The organism is Microvirga sp. GN3, assembly GCF_055792825.1.
On record NZ_JBVVAK010000037.1, the window covers coordinates 23,997 to 38,332 of the forward strand.

Sequence of the window (14,336 nt, forward strand, 5' to 3'; positions counted from 1 at the left end):
TGCAGAAGGCAGAAACGGGGTGCCCGGCCGCGCGGTACTCGTTGACGGCATCTATCGGGTGCCCGTGGAGTGCGCACGATAGCGGACCAATCCGTCACCAGGAGGCTTACTGCGCGGGTCGCTGCATGGGCGGCCCACGCGAGTGGCATGCCACGTCCGAACAATGCCGCCGTGTTCAACGAACTCTCCTTGCCTAGAGTACGCCTTGCCCCAATGCCGGCCTGTGGATCATCATTGGTTCCGACTTAGGCAGCCGGGACTGGCGAACCGACTGGCATTTACTTGCGTGATGCGACAACTCGCGGACGAGATCGGCAGAACGATCCTGAGATTATTGGCCGAAGGGCCAAGCGGAGGGACAAGCTCGATCGGATCAAAGGCATTCCTGGGCTCGTAGGTTGAACCGACGAGATACAAAGGAATCTGACCAGACGAGCCGCGCGGTCTCACTCTCAGGACAAGAGGACTGCTCTGACCAACCTGTCGATCGCGGGTTTGAGCCTCCGCATGCACGGGAATGATCGCGGATGCGATAGCGATAAGGGCAACAAGGGCGGATATGTGAGGCATGACTTGTCCTCCTCAACATGGGCACGTCTGAGCGAGTTACGGTTCCTTGCCGCACCGGCGGTTCTCTTCGACGGTGACCGTATGAGGATGAGACTACGCCATCCTGCGCCGTCCGCTTGACCGTCAGGGCCATCAGGTTGACATTGCGAGACACGAAGGCTCGAGTTTCTCGCCATAATGTCCACCGACATCAAAGCCAGCAACTGACGGCTGAGATGATTGGCTCCGACGCAGGCATTCATGCCGATCAGACATACTGGCATGTCGTCCAGCCGAGATTCGATCTGTCCCCGAGACAGCTTCTGGCGCAGGATGGTGGCGCCCGGCGTATCCAGGCCGACGCTCTCATGATAGCCTTCCAGACAGAACAAACGAGGCCGGCTTCGACCTACCACGGCCCTGACGCTGCGGCGACTTGACCTGTCGCAGCCTTCTGACACGACGTTTGGGGCGGACGTTCCTCAGAGTTTCAGGTTTGGCGGAGACACCCAATGAAAGGAAGTCCGGTCCTGATCGATCTTGCCCTCCAGGGTGGCGGATCTCATGGTGTGTTCACCTGGGGGGTTCTGGATCGGCTTCTCGAAGAGTCTTGGCTTCGCATAGCGGCTATTTCAGGCACATCAGCTGGTGCAATGAACGCCGCCGTACTGGCCGATGGCTGGATCGAGGGTAGTGCTGAAGGAGCCCGCCACGCGCTTGACCGATACTGGCGGCGGGTGTCGCGCGCCGCGGCCTTCAGCCCCTTGCAACGATCCCCGCTGGATCGCCTGATGGGCCGCTGGACGCTCGACACATCCCCGGCCTATGTTGCAATGGACTTGGCATCACGACTTCTCTCACCCTATGACCTCAACCCCTCAGGCTTCAATCCGCTGCGCCAAATTCTGGCTGAGAGCGTCGATTTCGACCGTCTGAGCCAGTCCCCGATCCAGTTGTTCGTGACGGCGACGAGTGTTCGAACCGGGCGCGGGCGTATCTTCCGGAATGGCGAGATCACGCCCGATGTGCTTCTTGCGTCCGCCTGCCTTCCGACCATGTTCGCGGCCATCGAGATTGACGGCGAGTTCTATTGGGATGGTGGCTACGCGGGCAATCCGACCATCACGCCATTGGTCCGCGAGAGCGACGCGCACGACACCATCCTGGTGCAGATCAATCCGCCCGAACGGAGGGAGATGCCGCGCACGGCCACCGACATTCTCAACCGCCTCAATGAGATTTCATTCAACTCTCCCTTGATGAAGGAACTTCGCATGATCGCCCTTCTGCGCCAGGTGGCCGATCCTGGGACGGGAGAGGGGGCTCGCTGGGCACAGATGCGGACGCACCGGATCAGGAGCGACATGTTGGCTGATTTCGGGGCATCGTCGAAGCTCAATGGCGAGTGGGACTTCGTGTCGATACTGCGGGCGGAGGGGCGTCGAGCCGCCAGTGAATTCCTGGATACCAACGCTGATGACCTCGGCAAACGCTCTACGGCCGATCTGGATATCTTGCTGGCGGAGTGTTGAACGTCAGCCTGTCAGGGATGGCCGCCGGCACGATCCGCACATCTGTCGGCTGAATGCTGAGAAACAACCTCCCATCTCATTACACGTCAGCGCAATACCACGACCCTGGTGCCGATGCGGGTTCGGTTGTAGAGGTCGATGACGTCGGCATTGGTCATCCGAATGCAGCCGGACGAGACGGCATAACCGATGGTCTCCGGCTCATTGGAGCCGTGAATCCGGTACATGGAGGAGCCGAGATAAAGCGCCCGGGCGCCCAGCGGGTTGCCCAAGCCACCTTCCATGTAGCCCGGTAGATCGGGGCGGCGGCGGCGCATCGCGGCCGGAGGGCTCCAGGATGGCCATTCCCGCTTCATGCTGACCGTCTTGATTCCGGCCCAGGTGAAGCCCGGGCGTCCGACGCCGACGCCGTACTGGATGGCCTGTCCGGTACCGAGCACGAAATAGAGCCGGCGCTGACTGGTGGAGATGACGATGGTGCCGGGACGCTGGGTGCCGGCCCAGGCGACCAGCCGCCGCGCGGTCGGGGAGATCGGCCCACCAAACAGGCGCTCGAAGAAGCTGGCGGGCTCTCGGCCAGGGAAGGCACCGGTCTGCGCGCTGGCGGAGCCCGTGACTGCCACACTGCACGCAAACGCCACGACCGTGAACACGAAGCGGATCATGCGGACCTCCCGCGCGTGGAATGGCACAGCTTCAACGCATCGCGCCCAGCCTCCGGTTCCACGCCAATCGGAAGTGCTCCGAAAGGGGACGACTTGCGCTAGGGCCCTGGCAAGGAGGCCGTTCGTCCTTCAACCGGGTTGAGTCGTCGATGTCATGCGTCTGGATGCCAATCACTGTTGGCATCCCTGAGTGTCGTCACAATAGGCAGGTCAGGCCTTCCTCTGGTGCGCGGCGTTGACTAGGCCGCCTTGCGGCACGTGTCACGGATCGTTTCATTGATCTGCCGCCGCACGGCATCGATGGCTTGCTCACGGGCCTCCGGCCCGAAAGCCAGCTTCTCCGCCCGGATGAAGGTCACGTCGGTGATGCCCATGAAGCCGAGAAGAGTGCGAAGATGGGGTTCCTGCGAGTCCATCGCCTGCGCCGGCCCCTCGCTGAACACTCCACCGCGCCTTTCGATGACCAAGGCGCGCTTGTCCTTGAGTAGACCCTCGGGGCCGCTCTCGCTGTAGCTGAACGTGATGCCAGCCCGCAGCACGTAGTCAAACCATGCCTTCAGGGTCGACGGCATGCCGAAATTGTACATGGGCGCGCCGATGATGAGCGTATCGGCGGCCTTGAGTTCGGCGATCAGCCCGTCCGACAGAGATCGGGCCGCGGCCTGGGTCCCGTTGCTTGGTTCGGCTCCGCGGAGCGCCGTGGCGGAGTCGACGTCCAGATGCGGAATGGGACTACTGCCGAGATCCCGGGCGATGATCCGGAGACCGGGATCGTGGGAGCGCAGGCGGGCGACCGTTTCCTCAACAAGCTGGCTCGAGACGGAGGCTTCCCCGAGCGCACTGCTGGTGATCACGAGAGCTGTGGACATTTGACAATCCCTTCACGGTTTCTGTTCACTTCGGTATGCCCGACGTAGTGGTTCATCCGATGCGGCAGAAGGCGCATATTCGGAACCATGCTGTTGCCGAAAGAGGAACACCGCCGTGACCGAGCTGGAAGATCTGAAGAGCTTCGTAGAGGTCGTCGAGAGCGGCGGGCTCAATCGCGCCGCTGCTCACTTGGGTGTTTCCAAGTCGATCATCAGCCGACGGATCACGCGGCTGGAGGCGGATCTTGGCACCCGACTTCTGAGCCGAACCACGCGCGGCATCATCCCGACGGAGGCCGGCATCGAATTCAAGACTCGCTGCGAGCGAATCCTCGCCGAACTCGAGGAGGCACGAGATGCCGTCTCGCAGCAGGGCCGATCCGTGCGTGGACGTCTCCGATTGTCCGCACCGTTGGCATTCGGTATGCGTCACCTGGCACCGGTTCTGGCTGATCTGGCTCGGCTCCATCCCGCTCTCCAGCTCGATGTGTCCTACACCGACCGGGTGTCAGATCTGATTGGTGAGCGGTTCGACGCTGCGGTCCGCATTGGCTCCCTCAAGGACTCCAGCCTCGTGGCCCGCCGGATCGCGCCGGTTCGTTCCGTTCTTGTCGCCAGCCCGGACTACTTGGTCCTTCGTGGACGGCCGAACAGCCCACAGGATCTCATGGCGCACGAATGCCTGATCTACACGGGTCGCCTTGCGCCGGAGTGGCAGTTCCAGTCGGGCAAGCGCTGGATCTCGATCCGGCCCGAAGGGCGACTGAGGACGGACAGTGGGGAGGCCATTGTCCAATGGGCACTCGCAGGTCTCGGGATCGCGGACGCTCCGTCGTTCCTGGTCTCCGATGCCATTGAAAGTGGAAGCCTTGAGCCCCTCCTGCTGAACTATCCGACACCTGAGTACGGCCTTTACGTCGTGCGGCCGCCGGGCTCCTATGTCCCGGGCAAGGTTCGGGTCCTCATCGACACGCTTATCGAGCGTTTCGGAGGCACGCCTGAGTGGGACCGGTGTTTGGCTGAACCGGGCGATCGGAAGCTGGTCGGCTAGGACGCTCCATGGATGTCCAGACTATAATCGTGATCGACGCCATTCGCCCGGAGATATCCGCATGAGCCTCGAGAACACGCGGGTAAAGTGGCTCTGATCGGTGAACCCGCAGCGGTGTGCGATCTCCTCAAGGGATAACCTCGAGCTCCGAAGCAGGTCCTGCGCCAGCTCGATGCGCCGTGCCAGAAGCCATTTATGGGGCGGCATGCCGGTAGTCACCCGGAAGGCCCTCGCGAAGTGGCTGCGTGAGAGGCCGCATTCACGAGCGAGTTCGGCGAGGCCAATCTTTCCACCGATGTGAGCCAGGAGCAGTTCCTTCGTGCGGCGTTCCTGCCAGGGGGCGAGTCCCCCGCGGACTGGCCGCAAGGCGACTGGTTGTTCACCGTAGAAGGCAGTGAGATGAGAGAGGAGCGCCAATGCAACATGGTCGATGAAGAGCTGGTTCGCGTTATCAGGCTGTTCGAAGCCAGGTAGCAAACACTCTCCCAGGCTCCTGATGACGCGATCATCGTGAGCCACCCCTCTCGGAGCTCGAAGAGATCCGAGAGGACGCAATTCGTGCTCCTCCTGGAATCGATCCAGGGCCTCGCGCGAAGCGTATAGGGAGATGCAATCGGCCGCCCCTCCATGGGTCAGAGCCTCGTGCTCTTCATTGCCATCGAGCAGAAGGAACTGTCCGCTGTTGAGCGGCATCCGGGCAAATGACCGGCCATCGGCCCAATATGGGCAGGGAGGCAGAGGGCGCCTGTGCAAGCATATCATGTAACCGGGTCTGCGCTCGAACCGGATAGCAGTACCGGGGGCGGATTCGCTCCAGCACACCCGTGTGGCAGATATTTCCGCGAATTGCAGGGCACGCACGACAAGCGTGGGATGCTGGCCGAGTCTTACGATCTTACCCGGGCGCTGCCCGAAGGTCTCGGCCATCTGAATACTCCACGGGGTGAACGTGAGGACGCGTAGGAGGCCCAGCTTAGCTGTAAGATATTGGAAGCCTAGATGAGCGACAAGATTATGGCGCTTCCATACAAAATGCAGCACTCTACGCACTGGCGCATCGGATCGTTGCGAAAGTATCTGGTCCTCATCTCCTGGTTCCATCCGATTTAGTTTGCCTGCGCAATGCGGGCACCGCCAACCGCGGCATCTCACGAAGGGGGCTGCATGATGCAAATCAACTCACACCAAGCGCGTGCCATCGTGGCAGGCGCTGAGAGAAAGGCCCGTGAAATGGGGCTTCCCGTTGTCATCGCGGTGCTCGACGCGGGCGCCCATCTCAAGGTGCTCGAGCGCATGGATGGGGCGGTGTTGGCATCCATCGACATTGCCATGCGCAAAGCCTCGACGGCCGTATTGTTTCAGGCCAACAGCGAGGCCGTCTGGGAGTATTGCAAGCCGGGCGCTCCTGCCCCAGGGCTGGAACTGACAAATGGCGGCCTGGCTCCGTTCGGCGGCGGCATGCCGCTCAGGGGACCGGATGGAGAGGTCATCGGAGCTCTGGGCGTATCCGGCGGCACTGTCGCGCAGGATGTCGAAGTCGCGCATGCGGGCTTTGCGGCCTTCGAAGCTCTGACTCGCTGAGACGAGCCCGCTTTCAGTTTCGTTTCCAAAACCACGGGAGCAACGTATGTCAAAGACCATTCTGATCACCGGCGCGGGGTCCGGCTTCGGCAAGGGCGCCGCCATTGGCATGGCGAAGAACGGCCACAACATTATCGCCACCACCCAGGTCTCGTCGCAGGTCACTCCGCTGCGCGAGGAAGCCAAGGCGCTGGGGCTCCAGAATTTCCGGGTCGAGCGCCTCGACCTGACGGATCCCTATGACATCGCCCAGGCGCAGACATGGGACTTCGACGTGCTTTGGAACAACGCCGGCATGGGTGAGGCCGGGCCTGTCTGGGAAATCCCGATCGAGCTCGTGCGCAAGAACTATGAGGTCAACGTCTTCCTGCCGTTGGTGCTCACCCAGGGTGTCGTGCGCCGCTGGGTGTCGGAGGGCAAGAGGGGCAAGGTCGTCTTCACCTCGTCCATGGGCGGGCTGTTCACGCCGGCCAACTGGGGAAGCTACAACGAGACGATGGCCGACAACCCCTTCCGCTGGCTCGACGACAGCAAGCACTTCACCAAGCGGGCCGACCTGCGCAGGGGCTTCGACGACTTCTTCGCCACGCCGGAAGGCCGCATGGACCCGCAGGAGATGATCGACCGGATGATCGAGATCGTTCCCGCCGATAGCGGCAAGTTCCGCAACGTGGTGCCGAAAAAGATCGAAGACATGCTGCGAAACCATCAGCTCGCAGCCTGGGACAATCAGATCTGACCTTTCGGCGGCGGGCCATCTCCGCCGCCCGCAGTTCCAAGGACGATGCGACTTTCAGAAGGCGAGGTAGTCACAAGACCTTTTTTGAAAGGAACCGAGAGATGAGCACGAAAAAGCCGGAACCGGCGAAGCGCAGGACTGTCAGCGGCGCCATGGCCTTCGCCGTAGCTGGATTGGTGCCGATCGCTGGTGCTCAAGACAGCCTAGCCCAGACAGGCGATATTCAAGCTGCAAACAAGGCGATTATCCAGCGAGGGTTCGACGCCTGGGCGGCCGGTACCGGCAGTCCCTACGACCTGCTGGCGGACAATGTGAAGTGGGCCATAACCGGGAACTCGCTGGCTTCGAAAACCTATGGCCTCCGTGAAGCCTTCATTGGCGAAGTCATCCGGCCCTTCAACGCGCGCATGAGCGTCGGTCTCAAGCCGACCATTCGCCAGATGTACGCAGACGGCGACACCGTGATCGTCTTCTTCGACGCGAGTGGTACGGCCAGGGATGGCGTACCTTACGCCAATACCTATGCCTGGTTCCTTCAGTTGCGCGATGGAAAGATCACCAATGCGTCAGCGTTCTTCGACAGCATTGCGTTCAACGAGTTATGGACGCGGGTGCCGTTCCCTCAGTAAGCCGTTCTTGCCTTGCAGCCAACCGGAGAAAGGCCGTAGCTCAGAGATCGTGAAATGGCAGGGCAACAGTCACGGGGCAATTTCGTCCGCAATGCAGGCCCGTGCCGCCGGCAGGCTGGCCGGCGCTGTCCCTGTGGCCAAACAGTTAGGCCTACTTTAGAATCGGGACCGCGGAACGTCGGGTTCCTTGGCCCGTGACGGCCCCCGCTTTCGCAAATGCGTTGCCCCTGGGGACACCAACGAGAGACGGTTTATGAACGCCACGCCGACCGGCTCCGAGACACTCCACCATCATACCCGACCAATGGACGGCCGCGACCCGCACGAGGCTCACCGCGTCGCGACCCCGCTCGAACTCCTGTTCGACCTGACGTTCGTCGTCAGCTTTGGGCTCGCGGCCTCCCAATTCGCCCATGCGCTGGCGGAGGGCCACTACGCCGCTGCCCTGATCGGCTTCGGTTTTGCGAGTTTCTCCATCTGCTGGGCCTGGGTCAATTTCTCTTGGTTCTCCTCGGCTTATGATACGGATGACTGGATTTTTCGCCTCGTCACCATGGTGCAGATGATCGGCGTGCTGGTCCTGGCGATCGGCCTGCCGCGCATGTTCGCCTCCATCGAGCACGGCGAACACCTCGACAATTCGGTGATGGTGCTCGGCTATGTGATCATGCGCGTCGCCATGGTATTCCAATGGCTGCGTGCGGCCAAGCAGGACCCCGCCCGGCGCCGTGCTTGCCTGACCTATGCCGTCGCCATCTCGATCGCCCAGCTCGGCTGGGCGGTGCTGATCTTTTTCGATTTCTCGCTCGGCGTGACCTTGATCCTCAGTTGCACCCTCGCGCTCATCGAACTGATGGGACCTTTGATCGCCGAGAACAGGGACGGAGGCACGCCCTGGCATGTCCATCATATTGTCGAACGCCACGGCCTGTTTGCGATCATCGCCCTCGGCGAGGGGGTCGTGGGAACGCTCGCGACGCTGTCGGCCGTGGTCGAGGGACAGGGGTGGACCGTAGATGCGGCGCTGGTCTGTCTCGCTGGCATTGGGCTTACCTTCGGCATGTGGTGGGTCTATTACATGCTGCCGTCGGCGCAGATCCTCCACGCCCACCGCAACCGGTCCTTCGTCTGGGGCTACGGTCAAATGGTGATCGTTACCGCCATCGTCGCGACAGGCGCCGGGCTGCATGTTGCAGCCTACTTTCTTGAGCACAAGGCCCATATCGGCGCGCCTGCGACGGTGCTTAGTGTCGCCATTCCGGTCGGCGTCTTTCTCGGATCGATCTATGCGCTCTACACCTATCTTGTCGGCCGGTTCGATCCCTTTCATGTCTGGTTGCTGGTCGGAACCGCCGCGGTAGCGACGCTTGCGGTGATTGCGGCATTCGCCGGTGTCGACATGGCGATTTGCCTTGTGATCCTTATGTTCGCACCGGCCGTCACAGTTCTCGGCTATGAAATCCTTGGACACTGCCACGAAGCTGAAGCCCTTGCGAAGGAGAGTGGGGCTCCTCTAAGCGGACCCCCACGGGTGCATGCGGAGGCGCCATTACCTCATACCGATCGGCCGTAACGCTTCTGGACGTCGGCATCTTTGCTCGATTGGTGCCCGCCTAAGCCGGATGATGTACGAGGACCGACATCCGACCCGCATAGGATCTTCCGCTATGCTGGGTGTCTTTTGCTTATCCAGAACAGTCGCCGTGCAGCGTCAGAGATCTTCTCCAGGTAAAGGTACAGTACCGGCGTGATGAAGAGAGTGAGCAACTGTGACACGACCAAGCCCCCAATTACCGCGACTCCAAGCGGCTGACGGAGCTCAGAGCCTGCGCCATAACCAATGGCAATCGGAATGGCACCGGCCAGCGCCACGGCGGTGGTCATCATGATCGGGCGAAAGCGGATCAGGCAGGCCTCCCGGATTGCATCAGACGGTGAGAGGCCTTCTCGCTGACGGACAATCGCCTGGTCGACCATCATGATGGCATTCTTTTTGACGATCCCGAACAGCAACAGGATGCCAATCAGCCCCATGATGTCCAATTCCATCTGATATAGGTGGAGAGCGGCGACCGCTCCGATGGCGGCGGCCGGCAACCCAGCCAGGATCGTGATGGGATGTACAAAGCTCTCGTACAGCATGCCAAGGACGATGTAGATCGTCAGGATCGCCGCCGCGAGCAGCAGCGGCTGATTGTGCACCATGTCCTGGAAGACGCGAGCCGTTCCGGCGAATCCGGTCGTTACACTTGCAGGAACGCCCTCTTGGACCTTGAGAGCCTTGATCCGATTTACGGCTTCACCAAGCGAAACCCCCGTCGGTGTATCGAAGGAGATCGTCACGACCGGCCGCTGTCCCAGCTGGGTGATGGAGCGCGGGCTCGCCGTTCGCTCAATGGTGGCAAAGGATGAAAGCGGGACCAGAACGCCGCTTGCCGACCGAATGGTCACGAGCTCGAGTGGGTTCATCGTTCGGGCAAGGCGGGGATCAAACCCGATCAGAACCTGATAGCTGTCCGCACTGTCGCGGATCGTCGCGGCCTGCCGCGTAGCGAAACCGGTGTGCAGAGTGGAGCGCAACTGCTCGGTCGTGATTCCGAGTTGACGTGCCTTATCACGGTCGACGCGGATGGCAGCGTGCAGGGCTGTCTCCTGTGTATCCGCCTGGACGGCGATGAACATGTCATCCTGGCTCATCCGATGAGCGAGCCGTGCGGACCAGTGCTGCAGCTCAGCAAGGGTTTGAGCTTGCACTGTAAGCTGGTATGCGCTCCGGCCAGACTGATTTCCCATCCGGGCATTCTGGGCAGTTGTGACAAGACTCTCGATTCCGGGTAGCGGATCCAGATCCCGGCGCAAATCCATCAGCACCTGCGAGAGTTGTGGCCGCTCGGCCTTGGCTTTCAGCTCCACAAACAGACGCCCTTCATTGAGGCTTGTGGTGGCTGTCGCGCCGATCTCTGAAACCACCTCGGCCACGTGAGGGGAGGCGCGCAGCACCTGTTCAACCTGCCGCTGCAACTCGACCATGGCCGGGAAGGAGACGTCTTGGCGCGCGCGGGTCGAGATCATGACCTGTCCGATATCCTCCTGCGGGAGAAAGCCTTTCGGAATGGTTCGAAACATCCAGCCGGCGGCGACAAGGCTGACGAGGAACAGGATCAGTATCAGTAAGCGAAACCGCAGGCTCAAGCCGAGGCATGCGCCATAGCAGTGTGTCAGTCCCGACATTGCACGATTCGCCAGGTTGTGGCGGCCGTCTTCCCGCGGCCTGGCACCGGGCAGGCGGGCGGCGAGCATTGGAGCAAGGCTTAAGGATACCAGAGCGGAAATCGCCAGGGAGATCGAGACCGTGATGGCGAATGGGCTGAGGATGCGCCCGACCACGCCATCCATCAGCAGCAATGGAATGAACGCTGCGATGAGCGATGCAGTGATCGATATGACCGTGAAGGTAACCTCCCTCGCTCCCTTCAGGGCTGCCGTGTGGGGTGGTGTTCCAGCCTCAATGTGCCGTACGATGTTGTCGGTCACCACGATAGCGTCATCAACCACGAGACCAACCGAAAGGGTCAGGGCCAGCAGCGTGATGTTGTCCAGGGACAAACCGAGGGCGTACATGGCCGCAAAGGTGGCCATAATCGAGACCGGGATGGTGACACTGGGGATCAGAGTTGTGGCAAGACGGCCGATGCCGAGATAAAGGACGGCGCAGACGAGACCGATGGTGAGCACCAAGGTGAAGGTGACATCCTGAATGGCCGCGCGGATCGAAACAGAGCGATCATTCATCGTCGTGAGGGATACGCCAGGCCCGAGCTCCTCCTGGATACTGGGCAGGGCTGCCCGAATCTGGTCCACCACTTCAACCGTGCTGGCATCGGGCTGGCGCTGCACTGCCAGAACCAGCGCGGGTGAGCCGTTGTGCCAGCTGGCGCGCTGATCGTCCTCAATGGAGTCGATCACATTGGCGATGTCGCCCAAGCGAACAGGCCGTCCCTTGAGGTTCGCGACAATGAGATCGCGCCAGGCACGTGCGTCACCGAGCTGGGTCGAGACCTCGATGGTGAGCTTCTGATCTGATCTTGAGAGAGAGCCGACGGGCGTCTGGGCATTGGCGGCGCGGACGGCGCGCTCCACCTCGTCCACGCCGATGCCACGGGCCGCTAGGGTCAGCGGATCAAGCTGGATGCGTACCGCATACTTTTGGCTGCCGGATATTGTGACCTGGGCGACCCCGCCAACCGCAGACAAGCGTGGAGCGATCACGGTACGAACGAACGCATCGAGCCGCCACAGAGGATACGTGTCGCTTCTGAGGACAATCAGCACGACCGGAGCGTCCGCAGGGTTGAGCTTGCGATGAATAGGCGGGCTCGCCATCTCAATCGGCAACTGTGGCTGCGCGCGGGCGATGGCGGATTGGACATCTGCCGCCGCCATATCGATGTCGCGCTCAAGCGCAAACTCCAGAGTAATCGAGGACGCGCCCTGAATATTGGTTGCACTGATCTCCCGAACGGACGGGATGGTCGAGAACTCCTTGATCAATGGCGTCGAGACAGTGGTCGCCATGGTCTCGGGGCTCGCACCGGGAAACGAGGTCGAGACGGAAATGGTGGGGATATCAATGCGGGGCAGGGCGGCAGCAGAGAGATGCCGATAGGCAAGAAGGCCGGTAAGAGTCAGGGCCGCAGTCAGCAGGAGTGTGGCAACGGGCCGTCTGATGAAGCGGGCCGAAACATTCATGGGCGCACGGGCCGGGCATCGGCGGTGCGGGAGCCCTGAGACACCGGTGCCGGGGCCAAGGCCGCCTCCACAATCAAACTGCCGTCGCGCAAGCGAGCCTGGCCTTCGACCACCACGCGCTCGCCGGGCGTGAGCCCTTCGGTGATGACGGCCTCGTCATGGTTTGTATCGAGAGGCTGAACCCGCCGCATCTCGACAATATCGCCCCTTCCAACGACGAAGACATGAGGGCCGCTGTGTCCCGTCTGCAGCGCGACAAGGGGAACGGCCGCCGCCTGGGGATTCATACCGAGCGTCAGTTCAACACGAACATACTGACCTGGCCATAGTCCGTCATAGGTCTTCAGGGTGGCCTTGGCGAGAATGGTGCCTGAACCAACATCGACCGACGAGTCGATGAATGTCAGCTCCGCCTCCGCGGAGAGTTGACCGTCCCGACCGGCAAAAACTCGAACGCGGCCCTTGTCCTCGGAGCCCGCGAGGGCCGCACGTAGCAAAGGAAGGTCGTGCTCAGGCAAGGAGAACGAGACCTGCAAGGGTGATATCCGTGTGATGGTGACCAATCCATCCCCGGATGGATCGGAGCCGCGCACGACATGGCCCTCGCTCCCCTGCACGACGCCGGCACGTCCACTGATCGGGGCAGTGATCCGGGTGTGCCCCAGCCTGGTCCGATCCATGTCCAGGGTCGCCTCACTCGCGGCAACATTCGCCGCGGCAATCCTGACCTCGGCGGCGGCCTCTTCGGCCTGGGTGTGGGTGGCGACGGAGCGGGCCAGCAACTCCTGGGTTCGCTTGAGCGCAGCCTGCGCTTTGGCCAGCACGGCTCGGTCGCGATTCAGAACTGCTTCGCCGCGAGCGATCTGCGCCTGGAGTTCGCGATCGTCAAGGCGAAACAGCAGATCCCCAGCAGCAACTTCTGCACCGTCATGGATGTGCCGCTCAACAATGGTGCCGTCGATGCGGGCCCGCACAGTGACGCGTGCCGTTGGTTCGATCCAGCCGATGCTCGTCCGTGTGATAGGTATCGCCTTTGCCCGGACAGGCGCAGTGATCACGGCAACTGGAGATGGACTCTTCTGCGAGAGCGAAGTCTGGACTGATGTCGGAGGCTCGGAGGTCTGATTTGAGGTCCCTAGTACCTTGGCCACGGAGACTCGAGCCGAGGCCTGCCCTTCCGCTCCTGCCAACACGTACCAGAGACCGCCGGCGGTCAATGTTGCGAGCAGGAGAAGAGCAGTACGGATCACTGTCTGCGCCCCACTCGTCGAGTTGTTTGCATGCGCTCACCCGTATTTAGCACGAGTCCCCGGAAGGACAGTCCGAGCGCCTTCCAGGTTTCAATCAAGGCCTCCGTGAGGGCCGCAATGTGATCGTCCGAGTGCAGAGGACCGGGCGTGATGCGCAGCCGCTCGGTGCCGCGGGGCACGGTGGGATAGTTGATCGGCTGGATGTAGATGCCGTGCTTGTTCAGCAGCCGGTCCGAGGCCGCCTTGCAGGCTTCCGCGTCGCCGACCATCACCGGCACGATATGCGTGGGGGTCGCCAGTACCGGCAGGTCGGCGTGGATCAGCGCTTCCTTGACCTTGGCGACTTGAAGCTGCTGGGCCTGCCGCTCTGCCCGCGAGCTCTTGAGGTGCCGGATCGAGGCGGTGGCGGCCGCGGCGACGGCCGGGGGCAGGGCGGTGGTGAAGATGAAGCCGGGCGCGAAGCTGCGGATCGCATCCATCACGGCCCGGGTGCCGGTCAGATAGCCGCCCATGACGCCGAACGCCTTGCCGAGCGTGCCCTCGATCACATCGATCCGGTGCATGACCCCGAGGCGTTCCGCCAGCCCGGCGCCGCGCGGGCCGTACATGCCGACCGCATGGACCTCGTCGATATAGGTCATGGCGCCATAGCGCTCGGCCAGGTCGCAGATCTGGCGGATGGGTGCGATATCGCCATCCATGGAATAGACGCTCTCGAACAC

12 protein-coding genes are annotated in these 14,336 nt (G+C 62.0%); 6 read left to right on the plus strand and 6 right to left on the minus strand.

Features of this window, described 5'->3' with window-relative positions:
- The first annotated feature begins 1,061 nt into the window (after nucleotides 1-1,061).
- On the plus strand, nucleotides 1,062-2,081 hold the full coding sequence (locus tag ACS5Q1_RS18740) for a patatin-like phospholipase family protein (RefSeq protein ID WP_473099607.1): 1,020 nt from the start codon (nucleotides 1,062-1,064) through the stop codon (nucleotides 2,079-2,081).
- Between the two features lie 86 nt (nucleotides 2,082-2,167).
- Here the strand turns inward: ACS5Q1_RS18740 and ACS5Q1_RS18745 are convergent, their stop codons facing one another.
- On the minus strand, nucleotides 2,168-2,746 hold the full coding sequence (locus tag ACS5Q1_RS18745) for a L,D-transpeptidase (protein WP_473099608.1): 579 nt from the start codon (nucleotides 2,744-2,746) through the stop codon (nucleotides 2,168-2,170).
- Nucleotides 2,747-2,985: 239 nt separating this feature from the next.
- Nucleotides 2,986-3,615 carry an FMN-dependent NADH-azoreductase gene (locus ACS5Q1_RS18750; RefSeq protein WP_473099609.1) on the minus strand — a complete coding sequence of 210 codons (630 nt, stop codon included), beginning with the start codon at nucleotides 3,613-3,615 and terminating at the stop codon, nucleotides 2,986-2,988.
- 115 nt (nucleotides 3,616-3,730) lie between these two features.
- On the opposite strand from ACS5Q1_RS18750, the gene ACS5Q1_RS18755 reads away from it, so the two are divergent.
- Nucleotides 3,731-4,666, plus strand: a complete 936-nt coding sequence (locus tag ACS5Q1_RS18755; protein WP_473099610.1) for a LysR family transcriptional regulator — start codon at nucleotides 3,731-3,733, stop codon at nucleotides 4,664-4,666.
- Between the two features lie 21 nt (nucleotides 4,667-4,687).
- Here ACS5Q1_RS18755 and ACS5Q1_RS18760 read toward each other — a convergent pair whose 3' ends face one another.
- Entirely contained in the window at nucleotides 4,688-5,593 is a 906-nt protein-coding gene (locus ACS5Q1_RS18760) for a helix-turn-helix domain-containing protein (protein ID WP_473099611.1), read from the minus strand.
- Between the two features lie 240 nt (nucleotides 5,594-5,833).
- Between ACS5Q1_RS18760 and ACS5Q1_RS18765 the strand changes: the two genes are divergently transcribed.
- From ACS5Q1_RS18765 to ACS5Q1_RS18780, 4 genes are all read left to right on the plus strand, one after another.
- Nucleotides 5,834-6,247 (plus strand): GlcG/HbpS family heme-binding protein, encoded by a 414-nt coding sequence (locus ACS5Q1_RS18765; RefSeq protein WP_473099641.1) that lies wholly within the window; start codon nucleotides 5,834-5,836, stop codon nucleotides 6,245-6,247.
- A gap of 46 nt (nucleotides 6,248-6,293) precedes the next feature.
- A complete protein-coding gene (locus ACS5Q1_RS18770) occupies nucleotides 6,294-6,986 on the plus strand; it encodes an SDR family NAD(P)-dependent oxidoreductase (RefSeq protein ID WP_473099612.1) in 693 nt (230 codons plus the stop codon).
- Between the two features lie 101 nt (nucleotides 6,987-7,087).
- Nucleotides 7,088-7,615, plus strand: coding sequence for a nuclear transport factor 2 family protein (locus ACS5Q1_RS18775; RefSeq protein WP_473099613.1), 528 nt, complete (start codon nucleotides 7,088-7,090; stop codon nucleotides 7,613-7,615).
- A 253-nt stretch (nucleotides 7,616-7,868) separates the two neighbouring features.
- A complete protein-coding gene (locus ACS5Q1_RS18780) occupies nucleotides 7,869-9,188 on the plus strand; it encodes a low temperature requirement protein A (protein WP_473099614.1) in 1,320 nt (439 codons plus the stop codon).
- A 92-nt stretch (nucleotides 9,189-9,280) separates the two neighbouring features.
- Here the strand turns inward: ACS5Q1_RS18780 and ACS5Q1_RS18785 are convergent, their stop codons facing one another.
- The 3 genes from ACS5Q1_RS18785 to hemA form a co-directional block, all read right to left on the minus strand.
- The gene (locus ACS5Q1_RS18785) at nucleotides 9,281-12,364 is read right to left on the minus strand and encodes an efflux RND transporter permease subunit (protein WP_473099615.1); all 3,084 of its coding nucleotides are present in this window, start codon (nucleotides 12,362-12,364) and stop codon (nucleotides 9,281-9,283) included.
- The gene (locus tag ACS5Q1_RS18790; RefSeq protein WP_473099616.1) at nucleotides 12,361-13,614 is read right to left on the minus strand and encodes an efflux RND transporter periplasmic adaptor subunit; all 1,254 of its coding nucleotides are present in this window, start codon (nucleotides 13,612-13,614) and stop codon (nucleotides 12,361-12,363) included. Before ACS5Q1_RS18790 ends, ACS5Q1_RS18785 begins: the two co-directional genes overlap by 4 nt.
- A partial coding sequence (gene hemA, locus ACS5Q1_RS18795) for a 5-aminolevulinate synthase (protein ID WP_473099617.1) occupies nucleotides 13,611-14,336 on the minus strand: 726 nt, incomplete at its 5' end. The genes ACS5Q1_RS18790 and hemA, both read right to left, overlap by 4 nt.